Source organism: Priestia flexa NBRC 15715 (assembly GCF_001591565.1).
GTDB classification, from domain to species: domain Bacteria; phylum Bacillota; class Bacilli; order Bacillales; family Bacillaceae_H; genus Priestia; species Priestia flexa.
Window position 1 is genome coordinate 1 of sequence record NZ_BCVD01000094.1, and the last position, 16,112, is coordinate 16,112.

Genomic DNA, 16,112 nt, shown 5'->3' on the forward strand with positions numbered 1-16,112 from the left:
AAGAGATGATGCAGCTGGTGAAGCATACGATAAAGTAGCACGTACGCTACAGTTACCATATCCAGGCGGTCCTCATATCGATCGTCTAGCTCAAGAGGGTGAACCCTTAATTGATCTACCGCGTGCCTGGTTGGAAGATGGCTCATATGATTTTAGTTTTAGTGGTTTAAAATCAGCAGTTATCAACACTGTGCATAACGCGAAACAAAAAGGTGAAGATATTAATCCACAAACATTAGCAGCTAGTTTTCAAGCTAGCGTAGTTGATGTTTTGGTAACAAAAACAGAAAAAGCTGTTCAAGAATATAACGTAAATCAACTGCTGTTAGCCGGTGGGGTAGCCGCAAATAAAGGGTTACGAGAGGCTCTACAGCAACGATTCGAAAAGTACTCTAATGTAGAGTTAGTTATTCCACCACTCTCTTTATGTACGGATAATGCTGCTATGATTGGAGCAGCAGCCAGCGTTTTATATCGTAAAGATAGAAGAGCGACCATGGCATTAAATGCGAATCCTGGGTTAGTGCTAGAATAGAGGGTTGTGGATAATATAGTGGTTATCCACAATTTTCAATCAATTTAGAATTAACTGTGGATAATGCATATATTAAAGCCCATCACCAAAAGGTGTATGGGCTTCTTTTGTGTATAAACTGTTAGCTTTCCTCAATACTTAGCTGAAGTTCTTCCCACTCTTCCATTAATGTGGATAACTCTTGTTGAAAAGTTTGGTTCTCATTGTTTAAAAGCTGAGATTTTTCATGATCTTGGTAAATTACTGGGTCGCATAAAAGCTCTTCATTTTGCTCTAATTTTGCTTCCACTTCAGCAATTCGTTCTTCAATCTCTTCAATTCTTCTTTTTCGCTGCCTTAGAAGCTTTTTTTGTTCCTTATCTTGTATATATGACGCTTTGTCACTTTTCCCTACAGATAGTTCCTGAGCCATATTTGCTGCTTCAAGCTCTTTTCTTTCTTCCATTTCTGCTTTTTTCTCAACGTAGTAGTCATAGTCCCCTAAAAACTCTGTTGTTCCCTCTGGAGACAATTCGATAACCTTGTTGGTAACTCTGTTGATAAAGTAACGGTCATGGGAAACAAATAAAAGTGTACCTGGATAAGAGATTAATGCATTCTCCAATACTTGTTTACTATCTAGATCAAGGTGGTTAGTAGGCTCATCTAGAATTAAAAAGTTTGCTTTTTGCATCATCAGTTTTGCTAAGGCGAGTCTTGCTTTTTCTCCACCGCTTAGTGTGGAAACAACCTTTAAGACATCGTCGCCTGAAAATAAAAAATTACCGAGCACAGTTCGAATTTCTTTTTCGGTAGTAGTAGGGTAGTCGTCCCATAATTCATTGAGTACGGCTTTGTTAGACGTCAAGTTTGCCTGTTCTTGATCATAATAGCCTACTGTTACATTAGAACCGAATTGGATTTCTCCTGAAACAAAAGGAAGTTTATTCATTAAGCCTTTTAACAGAGTAGATTTACCAATCCCGTTTGGACCTACTAGGGCAATGCTATCTTGACGAGTAGCACGAAGGTTAATGTTTTTTACAATAAACTGATTTTCTTCATATCCAATGGAAAGGTTGTCAACTTTTAATACTTCATTTCCGCTTTGCCGTTCAATATCAAAGGAAAAGCTTGCACCTTTTTCACCATCGTTTGGCCGATCCATTAGCTCCATGCGTTCTAACTGTTTACGTCTGCTTTGAGCTCGCTTTGTTGTTGAAGCCCTAGCAATATTTTTTTGAATGAAATCATTAAGCTTTGCTACTTCATCCTGCTGTTTTTCAAATTGCTTCATCTCACGCTCATAGCGTTCGGCTTTTTGTGTTAAATAATTTGAGTAGTTACCAGGATATTTATAGGTGGTTTTTTGACTTACTTCATAGACTTGTGTAACCACTTTATCAAGGAAGTAGCGATCATGGGAGACAATTAGGATAGCGCCATCGTAATTTTGTAAAAATTGCTCTAACCAAGCCAATGTTTCAATGTCAAGATGGTTGGTAGGCTCATCTAAAATTAGCAAATCAGGTTTAGTTAATAACAGCTTAGCTAGAGCCAGTCGTGTTTTTTGCCCACCGCTTAGTGTAGAAATAGGGGTGGAGTAATCAAAGTTTGAAAAGCGAAACCCGTGCAGGATTGAACGAATGTCAGCTTCGTATTGGTATCCGCCTAGATCTTTAAAGGAAATTTGAAGCTGATCGTATTCCTTTAAAAGCTTTTCATAGTTGTTGGAATCCTGCTGATAAGAAGGGTCTCCCATTTTTTCTTCAAGCTTTCTTAGTTCTTTCTCCATTTTTTGCAATGGCTTGAAGACGGTTAACATTTCGTCCCAAATAGATAAAGTGGATTCTAACACTGTATCCTGTCCCATGTAGTCAATCGTTGTTTCTTTTGGCTTCATAATCTCTCCACTGTCGTAGGAAAGTTCACCAGAAATAATTTTTAGAAGCGTTGATTTTCCCGCTCCGTTTCGACCAACTAGTGCAATGCGGTCTTTAGATTGAACTTCAAGTTTTATATTTGATAAAATCGGGTCTGCCCCGTAATATTTCGTAATTCCGTTTAACTGTAGAATAATCATCGTTTCACCTCTACTCATTTCGACATAGTGTATTTTAACATATTTTTAAGACAGAAGTATGAATAGGTGCATGTCATAAGCATTTCCACAAAATTATGTGTAGAATTCATTATTACCACATAGACTGTGTTAAAATAAACTATAGACTACTGTTCATGAGTGAATAGAAGGTTCACTTAATGGAAGCGCTATCTAATTTAAAAAGAGAATCTTGCTAAGTCAAGCGGAGATATGAACGATAGCCATTATATCTATCGTAATTAAGGGGGCACAAGATGAATACAGAAAACTTAAAAATACCACAAGCTACAGCAAAGCGGTTGCCGCTATACTATCGTTTTATTAAAAATCTACATGCTTCTGGTAAGCAACGTGTATCGTCAGCAGAATTAAGCGAAGCGGTGAAAGTAGACTCCGCTACAATTCGTCGCGATTTTTCCTATTTTGGAGCCTTGGGTAAAAAGGGATATGGCTATAACGTCAATTATTTACTAAGTTTTTTTCGCAAAACATTAGATCAAGATGAAGTAACCAAAGTTGCTCTGATTGGTGTTGGTAATCTTGGAACAGCTTTTTTAAACTACAATTTCATTAAGAATAACAATACAAAAATTGAATTTGCTTTTGATGTTATTGAAGAAAAGGTGGGCACTCACGTTGGAGACGTACCCGTTTATCATTTAGATAAGCTTGAAGAACATATGACAGAAGATATTTCTGTTGCGATCCTAACGGTTCCAGCTACAGTGGCACAGCAAATTACGGACCGCTTAGTCAAATGCGGAATCAAAGGTATTTTAAATTTCACCCCTGCCCGTTTAAATGTGCCAAGCTCTATTCGTCTGCATCACATTGATTTAGCCGTAGAGCTTCAGTCGCTGGTTTACTTTTTGAAAAATTACCCTGAAAATAATATATAATAGAATATATATGTAATAAAGGAGGGGAAACCATGGGATTAGGTGCAGGTAGTGTGATTTTAATTGTAATTTTTGCACTTTTAGTTTTTGGACCAAAGAAGCTTCCCGAGCTTGGTCGAGCTGTAGGCCACACGTTAAGGGAGTTTAAAAGTGCCACTAAAGGAATAATGGAAGATACCGAAGACGAGGGTAAGAAGAAAGAACGAAATCAATAGAGGAATGATTGACATATGAACGAACAAGAAATGTCTGTATATGATCACATTGGTGAACTGCGAAAAAGGATTTTAATCGTCGTCTTTTTCTTTTTTATTGCTACAATTGGCGGTTTTTTCTTAGCGGATCGCGTCATTATTTATCTACAATCAGCAGACGAGGCAAGCTCGCTAACAATGAACGCATTTAAATTGACCGATCCGGTTAAGATTTATATGCAGTTTGCGTTTGTAATTGGATGTGTTGTTTCTGCTCCTATTGCGCTCTATCAATTATGGGCATTTATAAGTCCAGGCTTGTATGATAAAGAGCGAAAAGTAACTCTTGGATACATTCCAATTTCAATTATCCTATTTCTTACTGGTATTTCGTTTGCTTACTTTGTTCTCTTTCCTTTTGTAGTAGAGTTTATGATTCGAATAGCGGATAAGCTAGATGTTAACCAAGTTATTGGTATCAATGAATATTTTTCATTTTTATTTCAGCTTACGCTACCATTTGGTCTATTGTTTCAATTACCCGTTGTCATTATGTTTTTAACAAGACTAGGTATTGTGACGCCACAGTTCTTAAGTAGTATCCGGAAGTACGCTTATTTTGTGTTATTAGTCATAGCGGCTTTTATTACACCTCCAGAATTGTTATCACACCTAATGGTTACAATTCCTTTATTCATCCTTTATGAAATTAGCATTATTATTTCTCGCATTTCCTATCGTAAAATGCTGAAACATAGACAACAATATGAAGAAGCCGTTGGAATTTCTTCTGAATAACAAAAAAAAGCCCCTGTTGTAAGGGGCCTTTTTATTTCTGAGAATCGTTGCTATTTGACTTTTTATATTGCTCCTGAAGCTTTTTAATCTTGCGGTGCAATGAAAAGGTTCGAATCGCAAAGCGAAAATCAAAAGCAGCGACTAAGGCAAACAAGATAGTTGGTAAGGTCCATACGGTCGTATCGACGCTTAAAATAGCTAAATACGTAAAGAGGATTCCCATAATTAAGTAGATAAATCCTCTGGTTAGAGGGATGTTATTCATAAACCAAGTCCTTTAATAATAAACTGTAGCTGTTCAGCCTGTTTTTGAATTTCAATAATTTCATCAGCAAAAATCGTTTGAACTAACACAACAATCGTGTTCATCAAGACATGAGCTATAATTGGAACAATAATCAGCTTCGTTCTTGCATATAAAAACGCGAATACAAATCCCATAGCCGTGTAAACTAATAAATGTTCGAAATCCCAGTGGACTGCTGCAAATATAAGTGAACTAATAAAGGCTGAAATAAAGAAATTATATTTACGATATAGAGAACCAAAGATGATTTTTCGGAAGATAATTTCTTCTAAAATTGGTCCAATAACGGATGTGACAACAATTAATAAAGGCGTAACTTTCACTAAATTCAAGATCATTTCCGTATTTTCAGAACCAGGTTCAATACCCAATAAGTTCATTTCAATCATGGCAGCCACAGATTGAGAAGCCATTGCTAAAAAGATGCCAAAGATTGACCAGAATATAGCTGTTGGTAAGCCAGCATGTTCATGTCTCATTGACATTTCACGCTTTAACAACAAAAGTACAATTACTAAAGCCAAGCTAAAGCTGATAATTGTCCAATAAGTCATCGCAAGCTGTTTAGCTACTCCAACGGGTTCGTCATTAAACAGTCCGAGGGATAATAATAAGGGAATGCCTAAAATGCTAGAAAACTGCATGATGATATAAGTCAGTACGATATAACCATAGCGCTTTTCCAATCTTCCATACTCCTTTAAAAGGTTTTTTATGTATCATTGTCGAAGAACATGTAGGGAAGCTTTTTGATATGTTTCTTCTTGTTCGTATTGTAACATACATATTATATGAGAGATAAAAGAATGCCTTCTTTTTATGTAGGTATGAGTAGTATGAGTTGAAAAAGGATTTTTTAAATTTTTTTGTGTTTAATACTTGCAAAAAAAAGCTACTTTGTTTTAATATAATAAATGTGTTAGCACTCGGTGAGGTTGAGTGCTAATAAAATGTAAAAACATATTATTTGAGGAGGTTGTTTCACTTGTTAAAGCCATTAGGTGATCGCGTAGTGATTGAACTTGTAAAATCTGAGGAAAAAACAGCAAGCGGTATCGTATTACCAGACAGCGCTAAAGAGAAACCACAAGAGGGTAAAGTTGTTGCTGTTGGTACAGGTCGAGTATTAGAAAGCGGTGAGCGTGTAGCATTAGAGGTAGCTGCAGGCGATCGTATTATCTTCTCAAAATATGCTGGTACTGAAGTGAAATACGAAGGTACTGAATACTTACTTTTACGCGAAAGCGACATTTTAGCTGTAATCGGCTAATTATTCATAACGACTTTTAACAATGTAGAATAGATTATTTTTAAACAATTAGGAGGATGAGTCAAATGGCAAAAGACATTAAGTTTAGCGAAGAAGCACGCCGCTCAATGCTACGTGGTGTGGATACATTAGCGAATGCTGTAAAAGTAACGCTTGGACCAAAAGGGCGTAACGTAGTACTAGAGAAAAAATTCGGTTCTCCATTAATTACAAATGACGGTGTAACAATTGCGAAAGAAATTGAATTAGAAGATGCATTCGAAAACATGGGTGCAAAATTAGTAGCAGAAGTTGCTAGCAAAACAAACGACGTTGCTGGTGACGGTACGACAACTGCAACAGTTTTAGCACAAGCAATGATTCGTGAAGGTCTTAAGAACGTAACGGCTGGTGCGAACCCAATGGGTATCCGTAAAGGGATGGAAAAAGCAGTAGCAGTAGCGATTGAAGAGTTAAAAGCAATTTCTAAACCAATCCAAGGTAAAGATTCAATTGCGCAAGTAGCGGCTATCTCAGCGGCTGACGAAGAAGTAGGTCAATTAATCGCTGAAGCAATGGAGCGCGTTGGTAACGACGGCGTTATCACGCTTGAAGAATCTAAAGGCTTCACAACTGAATTAGAAGTTGTAGAAGGTATGCAGTTTGACCGTGGATATGCATCTCCATACATGGTAACTGATTCAGATAAAATGGAAGCTGTATTAGAAGATCCGTATATCTTAATCACAGATAAGAAAATTGGTAACATTCAAGAAATCTTACCGGTGTTAGAGCAAGTTGTTCAACAAGGTAAGCCACTATTAATCATTGCTGAAGATGTAGAAGGTGAAGCACTAGCAACATTAGTTGTGAACAAACTTCGCGGTACATTCACAGCGGTAGCAGTTAAAGCTCCTGGCTTTGGTGACCGTCGTAAAGCAATGCTTCAAGACGTTGCGATTTTAACTGGTGGTGAAGTAATCACTGAAGAGCTTGGTCTTGACTTGAAATCTGCAAGCATTGAGCAATTAGGTCGCGCTTCTAAAGTTGTGGTAACAAAAGAAAACACAACAGTTGTAAACGGCGCAGGTAACGCAGAAGAAATTTTAGCTCGCGTTAACCAAATTAAAGCTCAGCTTGAAGAAACAACTTCAGAGTTCGACCGCGAAAAATTACAAGAGCGCCTAGCGAAGCTTGCTGGTGGTGTTGCTGTAATTAAAGTTGGTGCGGCTACTGAAACAGAATTAAAAGAGCGTAAACTACGTATTGAAGATGCATTAAACTCTACTCGTGCTGCGGTTGAAGAAGGTATCGTAGCTGGTGGTGGTACTGCATTATTGAATATCTACAATAAAGTTGCTGGAATCGAAGCTGAAGGCGACGTTGCAACAGGTATCAACATCGTATTACGTGCGATTGAAGAGCCTGTACGTCAAATCGCTCACAACGCAGGTCTAGAAGGATCAGTAATCGTTGAGCGTCTAAAAGGCGAAGCGGTTGGAACTGGATTCAACGCTGCAACTGGTGAGTGGGTAAACATGCTTGATTCTGGTATCGTTGACCCAACAAAAGTAACGCGTTCAGCGCTTCAAAACGCTTCTTCTGTAGCGGCTATGTTCTTAACAACTGAAGCAGTTGTTGCTGACAAGCCAGAAGAAGGCGGTGCACCTGCAATGCCTGACATGGGCGGCATGGGTGGAATGGGCGGCATGATGTAATTAAGGGTTTAAAACCTTGTTATATCAACGTCTAAAATGATAATATGGTTTTCTTGTCCTCGGTTTTGTTCTTGTTTTATAAAAAACACGGCAACCTATGACAAAAAGCTAACTATAGGAGAAGGTCTTTCATCAGTTTGCTAAACTGTTGGGAGGCCTTTTCTTCCATATTGGCGGTCATATGAGCATAGATATTCATTGTCGTATTAATATCTGTATGTCCAAGCCGCTGTTGTATTTCTTTAATGCCAACTCCAGCTTCAATCAATAATGAAGTGTGGAGTAATGTTCTTTTCTATTTTAGCTTTTTTCAGAAGCCTTTTAAGCTGTGCTTCCTTAACATGTTTATCAACATTTCATCAATCTTTATAGTACGGACAGCACCCTTTGTCTTTGGCGTTAAAAGCTGATATTTTTCAAAATGATTGGTAGGGTTATAAAGAGTTTTAGTAACTCGGATAGTACCTTGCTTTTCGTTAAAATCCCCCCATTTTAAAGCTAATAAGGCACCTATTCGCAATCCTGTATAGGCTAATTTTAGAAAGTGGGCAAGCTCTTCTTTTTCAAGAAAAACAATATACTCTTCTGCTGTTTAGGTATTTTGAATTCCTCAGTAGGATTATTTTTTATCAGTCCTTGAGTCAGTCAATGCTTTCCGAAAAATCATCCTTCCACAAGCATGAATACCATCCATCTGAATACTGATATGAGTTCCGTTAATAAAAAAGAAAAAAGAAGCCTTTAATCTTTGATGCTAAGGTATAAATCAAACATTTGAAAAGCCCTCATGTTCTTGAAATTTGAAGAGTAAAGATTTATTTAACATATTATGTGGGAAAACTATCCTATACTGATTTTGAGGAGTGAGAGGATGTTCGTGAAAGGGAACATTATTGCAGGTGAATTTGATTCGACTATCAATGAATTTTCCTTACAGAAAGTTAAGAATTTCGAAACAGAGTCGGTTCTTAATGAAGACCAGTTAAATAATATTTATCATTATTTAAAAAAACATCAGCATGAAGAGGATGGACAAATTATTACTTTATACGATCAAATGCTTGTACGCTTAGCACAGAATGAAGTTAACCAGTTAATTGTTGATTTAGAGAAAGTAATGTCCTTGTATCACTGATATATATAAGAGTATTTTGTACGAACTAAAGAAGCAGACCCCACCGGATCTGCTTCGTTTTATGATGGATTTGTTGACCATAATCCAGCTGTTTTAACGAATACTCTTGGATTAAATTTTAAACTAGCCACGACTAATTCTGCAAGGTCTTCTGGGTGCATCATGTTTTCTTCATTGCCTTTAACAAGATTTGTATCAATGGCTAAATCTGTAACGACCGTACTTGGTGTTAAAGCAGTAACACGGACATTATGTTTTCTTACTTCTAGCATAAGTGATTCTGTTAGCCCTAAAACAGCGAATTTAGAAGCACTGTAAGCACTTGTAACAGGAGCACCTTTTTGGCCAGCAGATGAAGAGATATTGATGATATCTCCTGTTTTTCTTTCGATCATTTCTGGTAATACTGCTCTTGTTACATTATACACACCCATTAAATTGACTTGGATGATTTTTTCCCATTCTTCTGGTGTTAAATCAAGGAATCCACCAAATTTAGCAACACCTGCATTGTTGATTAGGATATCAATTGGACCTAAGTCTGATTTGATATGTTCAACAGCATGAGTAACGGATTCAAGATCGGTAACATCTGCTGTTGCTGCAGAAACTTTCACATCATATTCCGCTAGTTCAGCAGCTACCTTTTCTAGGTTAGACATATTTAAGCCGATTAGGCCTAAATTAACGCCTTCTTTTGCTAAGGCGATAGTAATAGCACGTCCAATGCCTCTTCCTGCGCCAGTAACTATTGCAGTTTTTCCATTTAAAGAAATCATTTTATCACTCCTGAAATTTTTACAAATTGAAGTAGTTCCTTCCAACAGAAAGACCGCAATCTTGCATGGAAATAGCTTGCGGTCTTTCCTATTTAGAACTCGAGGAATAATATATTTATTCTAAGTTAGCGTGTCTACAGTACATCTTATTGGTATCTAAACCTTTTGTTTCTCCTGAACCTGATTCGATGATCAAAATATCATCTTTTTCAAAGTTAGGGGTTACGGTTTCGCCAATCACATAGGCATCTATCCCCATGTGCATCATTCGCATGGGGAATGATTTGGCCATGAATCCAGATCTACCTGCGCCTGCAACAAAGATTTTTTTTTGATTCAAGTATCCCGTTAACTAATTTTTCAGCTTCACCATTCGAAATTAAATCTACGGAGCAATTTAACTCTTTTATGTTTTCAGCTAAGCTAGGTATTGAGTTGTATTCATGATCTGAATTACCCTTGATTAATCATTTGTTGCATTTTGGCAGCAGCAGCTTTTATATCAGCTTGTCCAGTAATCCCGCCACCTACAATGACAAGGTCTGGTTGTACTTTGATGACTTCTGGAAGTGTATTTAATTTAATACCACCTGCGATTGCAGTTTTAGCATTTTTTACAACACCTTTGATGGTTTGTAAATCTTCAAAAGAGTTCTTTCCAACTGCTTGAAGATCGTAGCCAGTATGAACACAAATATAATCAACGCCCATAGCGTCTACTTCTTTTGCACGTCCAGCAAGGTCTTTTACAGCAATCATATCAACAAGGATTTTTTTACCTTGTTTCTTCGCTTCTTCAACAGCACCTTTGATTGACATATCTTCAGCAGCTCCAAGAATAGTGATGATATCTGCACCTGCTTCAGAAGCTTTCATCACTTCATATCCAGCAGCATCCATAATTTTCAGGTCTGCTAATACTTTTAAGTTAGGAAATGCTTCTTTTACTGCCTTTACAGCATGAAGACCTTCATTGATTACAACCGGCGTACCGATTTCAACGATATCAATATGTTCCTCTACTTGTTTTACCAGCTCAATTGCTTCTGGGATGTTGACTAAATCTAATGCTAATTGTAATTCCATCTATATTCACTCCTATAATTATTTTATTTTTGTAAAATGATAATATCTCCAAAGGGTAATAAACTTTTACAGTAATATTATCCTTATAGTGCATTATCTGTACCTGCCAGCAATAAGGGATATCATGTCCTCTCGCTGAATAATTGCAAGTATACAACGTATATAACAACAATGAAAGTACGCACTTTTATTTTACATAGTGTTAAAAAGTATACTATAAGAAAAACCGGTTATATAGTCTTACTATTAATTTTAAAAGAAACTGCACCATTTCGGCACATTCTTATTAGCTGTTAATGTTGTAATTATTAATATTGCCGCTTTTGTCTTTTCACTAGAAAAAGCCATGCTGTCACTTGCCGTGTACTATATTGTTGCAAAAATGATTAATGATGGATGTAATCATGGGAAAACTGTCATTACAGAAAAATCGGACGAAATTGGTGAAAGGATAATCAAAGAATTAAATATGAGTATTACCTATTTATTCGGAATTAAAAAGAGTTATATTGTCAGTTAATCCTAATGCAATTATGGAGGCTTCTTATGATTGTGAGACAACCAGTTTAGATAGCTCGCTTATTACGCCTACGCCAAAAGCTTCAACACATAAAGAATAATGTTCTCAACAAGTTTATTTGTGGCCAGGGAGAGGATGCTCACCCTGGCTTTTTAATTTATTTAACACAAAAATAGATGAGTTTATTTTCTTTAGTATACATTTTGTTATTATGTTATTTCTTTATCACTATTTAAATAAAAAGTGCGTACTTCCATTAAAAAAATATAGGCTTTATACTTACATCTTGTTGCAACATTGGATTCACAAAATACTGTGGTTATTGATTAGTCATCTCATCTTCCGCATTTAGTTAACTACATTGAAAGGTTGAATAATATGTTCGGGTTACATGCAAAGCATCACAAAGTTTGTTCAAGATGCCTAACCTTCATATCGAATAATGGTTATTGTCCAAAATGTGGTCATTCGAATTTTAGGGACATCATTATTACGGTCCAAGCAGGTTCAAATAAAAATATGGCTAAGCCAGGGATTGGCTATCAAGAGTTATAGTAGTTTTTTAAGAAAGGAATAAGTGGAATTTTTAATTTTGGAGGTATGTAAAATGGAGGCAATGACATTTGTCTTATTTGGGGCGACAGGGGACTTAGCAAAAAGAAAAATCTTCCCAGCTCTATATAATTTATTTTTGGATCAAAAATTACCTTTTCCCATCTCAATTATTGGGGTGGGCAGAGGAGATTTATCAGATACTGATTTCCAAAACCATGTGGAAGATTCCTTAAAAACATTTTCTAGACGATCACTAAATGATGATTCAAACCTTGAATTGTTTATCCGTGCATTTCGGTATAGCCATGTAGATGCTATAAAGGCTGAAGGATATAAAGGATTACTTGAACTCGTTAAACAACGTGAAGAAGAATTGAATATTCCAGAAAATCGAATGTTCTACCTATCTGTTGCTCCAGAGTTTTTTGATGTGATTGCTTTCAACATTAAAGATAGTGGTCTTGGTTCTACTAAAGGTTGGAAACGTCTAATTATCGAAAAGCCGTTTGGACATGACTTAAAATCGGCTCAAGAATTAAACGATAAACTAAGTAAAACATTTGATGAAGAAGAAATTTTCCGCATCGACCACTATCTTGGAAAGCCGATGGTACAAAACCTGGAAGCGTTAGGATTTGCAAATCCAGTGCTTCAAGCATTATGGAACAACCAATACATTGCAAATGTGCAAATTACTGCAAGCGAAACAGTTGGGGTTGAAGAGAGAGCTGCTTATTATGATCAAGCTGGGGCTATTCGCGACATGTTTCAAAATCATATGCTGCAATTGTTGATGATGACAGCAATGCAGCTGCCAAAACAAATTAGTGCAGAAGAGATCCGCAATGAAAAGAGAAAAGTAATAGAATCACTTCGTCCATTAAAGAAAGAGGATGTGGTGAATCATGTGATTCGAGGTCAATATGGTCCTGGTGAAATCCAAGGTAAACCAGTTGTTGGGTATACAAGAGAACCTGAAGTTGCTCCTTCTTCTGTAAATGACACATTTGTGGCTGTCCGTCTATGTGTGGATGATAATTTTTGGAGAGGGGTTCCTTTCTATATCCGTACAGGAAAAAGAATGACAGAGAAATCCACCCGAATTGTGATTGAATTCAAAAATACTTTAAAGGATTTGTATAGGACTCAAGAAGAAGAAACTGCGCCAAATCTTTTAGTGATTGAAATCAATCCAAACGAAAGGGTTTCATTACAATTAAATAGTAAAAACCCATTAAACAATGGAAAAATCGAACCAGTCAATGTTGATTTTTCTGCTAAGCAAGCAGATGTTCCTGAAGCGTATGAGCTTTTAATTTACGATGCAATGCGTGGCGACTCAACATTCTTTGCACATTGGAAAGAAGTGGAGTTGTCTTGGAAATGGGTACAGCCTATCTTAGAGGCTTTTGAGGAAAATACAGTTCCCCTTCAATTATATCCATCAGGGTCAATGGGACCAGATGCTTCCTACCGATTATTGGAAGATGAAGGATATAAATGGTGGTAGTAATAAAAGATGAAGAATGTTTTTAGATTATTAAGGAGGAAATGAACATGAAAGTCGGATTAATTGGTTTAGGAAAAATGGGATTAAACTTAGGTCAAAATTTAATTGATAACAAGCACGAAGTAGTAGCTTTCGATGTAAATGGAAGTGCCGTTGAAGAAATGAATAAATACGGTGCTCAAGGTGCATCTGATTTAAAAGAACTTGTTGAATCATTAGAAAAACCAAGAGTTGTATGGATTATGGTTCCGCATGCTGTGGTAGATTCAGTAATTGATGAAATGACACCATTGTTGAGCACTGGAGATATCGTAATTGAAGCTGGAAATTCTCACTATAAGGAGTCCATTCGCCGATATAACCAGCTAAAGGAAGTAGGAATTCACTTTATGGATGCCGGTACTTCTGGTGGAATGGAAGGTGCTCGTAATGGAGCATGTTATATGATTGGTGGAGACCCTGAAGCCTGGAGCATCGTGGAACCTATTTTCAAGGATACAGCTGTCGAAAACGGATTTATCTATGCTGGTAAAGCAGGGAGCGGTCATTTCTTGAAAATGGTTCACAATGGAATTGAATACGGTATGATGGCAGCAATTGGTGAAGGATTCGAGGTATTAGAAAAAAGCAAGTTCGATTTTGACTACGAAAAAGTGGCTAGAGTGTGGAATAACGGCTCAGTTATTCGTTCATGGCTCATGGAGTTGACTGAACGTGCATTTTCAAAAGATGCAAAGCTAGATGAAATCAAAGGGATTATGCACTCTTCTGGTGAAGGGAAATGGACAGTTGAAACAGCTTTAGATTTACAAGCAGCTACTCCTGTTATCGCAATGTCTCTTTTGATGCGTTACCGTTCATTAGAAAGCGATACTTTTACAGGTAAAGTGGTAGCTGCACTAAGAAACGAATTTGGTGGACATGTTGTTGAAAAAAACTAACAGAATTACATCTGTCACATTTAATGGAAAAAGAGTCAATAAAAATAGGTGAAGAAAAATAGCTCATTATTTGTGAAAGGGTAATGAAAACAAGGAATATGATGATAGAAAAGGATGTGAAGTTCATGAATGTATTGAATGCAAAAATCATAAATACTCAGCATGGTATAGAAACTTATCTAGATCTATTGAAAAATGTTGAAGTGAAAGACATTCAATATGTTACAGAGACAGCTTCTTTTTACGAAATCACTATAGGTGTAGAGTATTTTCGGTTAAGAAATGAAAATTATTATAATAGTGAAAAGAGATATTTTAAGATGCGTATGAATTCTGATTTAAATGCTATTACTATAGTAGAAACAGAAATAGAAAGTTTATTTGCTGTGAAAAATGAGTTTGAAAGATCTGCAACAAAGGAACTGATTGGAGAGTGGCTAATAAAAAGCAATGCTTTCAGAAAAGTTCTTAATGATTTGATAGCTGATAAGAAAATGGAAAACGTTAAAACGGAGGAAAATATAATAGGAAAAATAAGGTTCCTGGAAAAATTACTTGAAATTACAACAGAAGACATTTTAAGGGCTCGTGTTGAGAAATCTCACTAGTTTCCGAAATAACTATTAAAAGGATAGAAAATTTTTTTAGGAATATGTTTTTTAGAAAAGTTAAATAGGGAATCTCAAACGGTATGAATTCCCTATTTAACTTCTGCTTCTATTTTTGTAATGCATCTTCCTATCAAGAAAATATGTTTAACTTTTCCAATCATATAAGATCCCCTAATAAACATGAGTAAGAAAACGATTATATATTTATCTGCCATCAATGCTTTAAATTGTTCCATCATTCTTTAACGCCTTTCTTGAACAGCAGACTAGAATTATATATTCACTGCTAATATATAACGTATGGAAGGATATTACAAGTGTGTACTTTTATTTTATATAGTGAAAAAAGCATACTGTTGGTTATAATAAATATGGAGGTGAAGTGAAATGTCACGAATGCAGGATAAGATGTTTAATTGTGAAAAAGAATTAACTCTTTCCGTTATCGGTGGTAAATGGAAGATGCTTATACTATGGCATCTAGGAAAAGAGGGAACGAAGCGATTTGGCGAACTGAAAGCTCTTATGCCAGGGATCACGCAGAGAATGCTAGTTAATCAATTGCGAGAACTGGAAGAAGATTTGATTGTAAAGCGCAAAGTCTATCCCGTGGTTCCTCCAAAAGTAGAATACTCCCTTACTGAACAAGGAAGAAGCTTGATGCCGATTCTCGATGCTATGTATAACTGGGGAAAAGATTATATGGAAACTGCTGGGTTGAATCCTTTAGTAAGACAAGAGTCGATTAGGTAAATTTTAAATGGTAATCTAAGGTTGACTCCGGCCAAGGGGGTCAACCTCTTTTCATGATAATTTAATAATTATTTTTAGTGTTTTGTAATGCCTCAAAATAAAGCTGATAATTAACTTTTATTTTCATTTTCCCCCAAGCGGCTAACCATACCTTTTCGCTGATGGGTTTGGAAAAGGGGCTAAGGGTGTGTGTCCCGATTTGAAGAGAATCCACCTTCAACTCTTGCATTTTTTTATGAGGTCCGTAATTTTCATTTCTAATTCATTTTCAATTTCCTTATGAAGCTGCATCAGTTCATTTCCGTTAAAGATATTTTTTTACCTTGATATTTCTCAATTCTTCCATTTATATTTGAAAATGAATGGGCGGCATGATGTAATATCAGCTCCCGAAATAAAAAGAGGATGGGACATAAATAATTCAGCCAATGAAAAACCT

Annotated in this window: 18 protein-coding genes and 2 pseudogenes; 12 read left to right on the top strand and 8 right to left on the bottom strand. The window is 36.4% G+C overall.

Annotated elements, in window-relative coordinates; genetic code table 11:
- Positions 1 to 535: tRNA (adenosine(37)-N6)-threonylcarbamoyltransferase complex transferase subunit TsaD (locus BFL01S_RS14515; protein WP_305777685.1), on the top strand; the 535-nt coding region annotated here is incomplete at its 5' end.
- Between the two features lie 121 nt (positions 536 to 656).
- On the opposite strand, the gene BFL01S_RS14520 is transcribed toward BFL01S_RS14515, so the two are convergent.
- The gene (locus BFL01S_RS14520) at positions 657 to 2,597 is read right to left on the bottom strand and encodes an ABC-F family ATP-binding cassette domain-containing protein (RefSeq protein WP_061786122.1); all 1,941 of its coding nucleotides are present in this window, start codon (positions 2,595 to 2,597) and stop codon (positions 657 to 659) included.
- A gap of 275 nt (positions 2,598 to 2,872) precedes the next feature.
- Here BFL01S_RS14520 and BFL01S_RS14525 point away from each other — a divergent pair, with 275 nt between their 5' ends.
- The 3 genes from BFL01S_RS14525 to tatC are packed head-to-tail and all read left to right on the top strand — an operon-like array spanning position 2,873 to position 4,509.
- Positions 2,873 to 3,517, top strand: a complete 645-nt coding sequence (locus tag BFL01S_RS14525; protein ID WP_061786123.1) for a redox-sensing transcriptional repressor Rex — start codon at positions 2,873 to 2,875, stop codon at positions 3,515 to 3,517.
- A gap of 32 nt (positions 3,518 to 3,549) precedes the next feature.
- On the top strand, positions 3,550 to 3,732 hold the full coding sequence (locus BFL01S_RS14530) for a twin-arginine translocase TatA/TatE family subunit (protein WP_061786124.1): 183 nt from the start codon (positions 3,550 to 3,552) through the stop codon (positions 3,730 to 3,732).
- A 15-nt stretch (positions 3,733 to 3,747) separates the two neighbouring features.
- Positions 3,748 to 4,509, top strand: a complete 762-nt coding sequence (gene tatC / locus BFL01S_RS14535; RefSeq protein ID WP_025909997.1) for a twin-arginine translocase subunit TatC — start codon at positions 3,748 to 3,750, stop codon at positions 4,507 to 4,509.
- Positions 4,510 to 4,540: 31 nt separating this feature from the next.
- On the opposite strand, the gene BFL01S_RS14540 is transcribed toward tatC, so the two are convergent.
- Both BFL01S_RS14540 and BFL01S_RS14545 read right to left on the bottom strand, forming a co-directional pair.
- Complete coding sequence (locus BFL01S_RS14540) at positions 4,541 to 4,774, bottom strand: YdiK family protein (protein ID WP_025909996.1); 234 nt, start codon at positions 4,772 to 4,774, stop codon at positions 4,541 to 4,543.
- The gene (locus tag BFL01S_RS14545; protein ID WP_061786125.1) at positions 4,771 to 5,502 is read right to left on the bottom strand and encodes a CPBP family intramembrane glutamic endopeptidase; all 732 of its coding nucleotides are present in this window, start codon (positions 5,500 to 5,502) and stop codon (positions 4,771 to 4,773) included. Before BFL01S_RS14545 ends, BFL01S_RS14540 begins: the two co-directional genes overlap by 4 nt.
- Before the next feature lie 299 nt (positions 5,503 to 5,801).
- Between BFL01S_RS14545 and groES the strand changes: the two genes are divergently transcribed.
- Both groES and groL read left to right on the top strand, forming a co-directional pair.
- Positions 5,802 to 6,086 carry a co-chaperone GroES gene (gene groES, locus BFL01S_RS14550; RefSeq protein WP_025909994.1) on the top strand — a complete coding sequence of 95 codons (285 nt, stop codon included), beginning with the start codon at positions 5,802 to 5,804 and terminating at the stop codon, positions 6,084 to 6,086.
- A 65-nt stretch (positions 6,087 to 6,151) separates the two neighbouring features.
- Positions 6,152 to 7,783, top strand: a complete 1,632-nt coding sequence (gene groL, locus BFL01S_RS14555; protein ID WP_025909993.1) for a chaperonin GroEL — start codon at positions 6,152 to 6,154, stop codon at positions 7,781 to 7,783.
- Positions 7,784 to 7,895: 112 nt separating this feature from the next.
- On the opposite strand, the pseudogene BFL01S_RS21475 reads toward groL, so the two are convergent.
- A pseudogene (locus tag BFL01S_RS21475) lies at positions 7,896 to 8,477 on the bottom strand (site-specific integrase); the annotation flags it as partial.
- Positions 8,478 to 8,654: 177 nt separating this feature from the next.
- On the opposite strand from BFL01S_RS21475, the gene BFL01S_RS14565 reads away from it, so the two are divergent.
- Positions 8,655 to 8,918: a hypothetical protein gene (locus tag BFL01S_RS14565; RefSeq protein ID WP_026566627.1), complete on the top strand. Its 264-nt coding sequence runs from the start codon at positions 8,655 to 8,657 to the stop codon at positions 8,916 to 8,918.
- Between the two features lie 59 nt (positions 8,919 to 8,977).
- On the opposite strand, the gene BFL01S_RS14570 is transcribed toward BFL01S_RS14565, so the two are convergent.
- From BFL01S_RS14570 to hxlA, 3 genes and pseudogenes are all read right to left on the bottom strand, one after another.
- Complete coding sequence (locus tag BFL01S_RS14570) at positions 8,978 to 9,697, bottom strand: 3-ketoacyl-ACP reductase (protein WP_061786127.1); 720 nt, start codon at positions 9,695 to 9,697, stop codon at positions 8,978 to 8,980.
- Between the two features lie 157 nt (positions 9,698 to 9,854).
- Positions 9,855 to 10,128: pseudogene (locus BFL01S_RS14575) on the bottom strand (SIS domain-containing protein); the annotation flags it as partial.
- Positions 10,129 to 10,150: 22 nt separating this feature from the next.
- Positions 10,151 to 10,783: a 3-hexulose-6-phosphate synthase gene (hxlA, locus tag BFL01S_RS14580; RefSeq protein ID WP_061786128.1), complete on the bottom strand. Its 633-nt coding sequence runs from the start codon at positions 10,781 to 10,783 to the stop codon at positions 10,151 to 10,153.
- 313 nt (positions 10,784 to 11,096) lie between these two features.
- Between hxlA and BFL01S_RS21115 the strand changes: the two genes are divergently transcribed.
- The 5 genes from BFL01S_RS21115 to hxlR all read left to right on the top strand — a co-directional run bounded on the left by BFL01S_RS21115 (position 11,097) and on the right by hxlR (position 15,673).
- Positions 11,097 to 11,303, top strand: coding sequence for a YitT family protein (locus BFL01S_RS21115; RefSeq protein ID WP_234562272.1), 207 nt, complete (start codon positions 11,097 to 11,099; stop codon positions 11,301 to 11,303).
- Between the two features lie 607 nt (positions 11,304 to 11,910).
- Positions 11,911 to 13,368, top strand: a complete 1,458-nt coding sequence (gene zwf, locus BFL01S_RS14585; RefSeq protein WP_061786129.1) for a glucose-6-phosphate dehydrogenase — start codon at positions 11,911 to 11,913, stop codon at positions 13,366 to 13,368.
- Positions 13,369 to 13,415: 47 nt separating this feature from the next.
- A complete protein-coding gene (gene gnd, locus BFL01S_RS14590; protein ID WP_061786130.1) occupies positions 13,416 to 14,309 on the top strand; it encodes a phosphogluconate dehydrogenase (NAD(+)-dependent, decarboxylating) in 894 nt (297 codons plus the stop codon).
- Between the two features lie 125 nt (positions 14,310 to 14,434).
- Entirely contained in the window at positions 14,435 to 14,917 is a 483-nt protein-coding gene (locus BFL01S_RS14595; protein ID WP_061786131.1) for a hypothetical protein, read from the top strand.
- A 390-nt stretch (positions 14,918 to 15,307) separates the two neighbouring features.
- Positions 15,308 to 15,673, top strand: a complete 366-nt coding sequence (gene hxlR, locus BFL01S_RS14600; protein ID WP_026566634.1) for a transcriptional activator HxlR — start codon at positions 15,308 to 15,310, stop codon at positions 15,671 to 15,673.
- 61 nt (positions 15,674 to 15,734) lie between these two features.
- Here the strand turns inward: hxlR and BFL01S_RS20485 are convergent, their stop codons facing one another.
- The gene (locus BFL01S_RS20485; RefSeq protein WP_156474933.1) at positions 15,735 to 15,902 is read right to left on the bottom strand and encodes a hypothetical protein; all 168 of its coding nucleotides are present in this window, start codon (positions 15,900 to 15,902) and stop codon (positions 15,735 to 15,737) included.
- Positions 15,903 to 16,112: the final 210 nt, after the last annotated feature.

What these genes read in the sequence shown, in the direction of transcription:
- BFL01S_RS14520 (WP_061786122.1), bottom strand. Translation starts at nt 2,597, where the DNA reads ATGATTATTCTACAGTTAAACGGAATTACGAAATATTACGGGGCAGAC.
- BFL01S_RS14525 (WP_061786123.1), top strand. Translation starts at nt 2,873, where the DNA reads ATGAATACAGAAAACTTAAAAATACCACAAGCTACAGCAAAGCGGTTG.
- BFL01S_RS14530 (WP_061786124.1), top strand. Translation starts at nt 3,550, where the DNA reads ATGGGATTAGGTGCAGGTAGTGTGATTTTAATTGTAATTTTTGCACTT.
- tatC (WP_025909997.1), top strand. Translation starts at nt 3,748, where the DNA reads ATGAACGAACAAGAAATGTCTGTATATGATCACATTGGTGAACTGCGA.
- BFL01S_RS14540 (WP_025909996.1), bottom strand. Translation starts at nt 4,774, where the DNA reads ATGAATAACATCCCTCTAACCAGAGGATTTATCTACTTAATTATGGGA.
- groL (WP_025909993.1), top strand. Translation starts at nt 6,152, where the DNA reads ATGGCAAAAGACATTAAGTTTAGCGAAGAAGCACGCCGCTCAATGCTA.
- BFL01S_RS14565 (WP_026566627.1), top strand. Translation starts at nt 8,655, where the DNA reads ATGTTCGTGAAAGGGAACATTATTGCAGGTGAATTTGATTCGACTATC.
- BFL01S_RS14570 (WP_061786127.1), bottom strand. Translation starts at nt 9,697, where the DNA reads ATGATTTCTTTAAATGGAAAAACTGCAATAGTTACTGGCGCAGGAAGA.
- hxlA (WP_061786128.1), bottom strand. Translation starts at nt 10,783, where the DNA reads ATGGAATTACAATTAGCATTAGATTTAGTCAACATCCCAGAAGCAATT.
- zwf (WP_061786129.1), top strand. Translation starts at nt 11,911, where the DNA reads ATGGAGGCAATGACATTTGTCTTATTTGGGGCGACAGGGGACTTAGCA.
- gnd (WP_061786130.1), top strand. Translation starts at nt 13,416, where the DNA reads ATGAAAGTCGGATTAATTGGTTTAGGAAAAATGGGATTAAACTTAGGT.
- BFL01S_RS14595 (WP_061786131.1), top strand. Translation starts at nt 14,435, where the DNA reads ATGAATGTATTGAATGCAAAAATCATAAATACTCAGCATGGTATAGAA.
- hxlR (WP_026566634.1), top strand. Translation starts at nt 15,308, where the DNA reads ATGTCACGAATGCAGGATAAGATGTTTAATTGTGAAAAAGAATTAACT.
- BFL01S_RS20485 (WP_156474933.1), bottom strand. Translation starts at nt 15,902, where the DNA reads ATGCAAGAGTTGAAGGTGGATTCTCTTCAAATCGGGACACACACCCTT.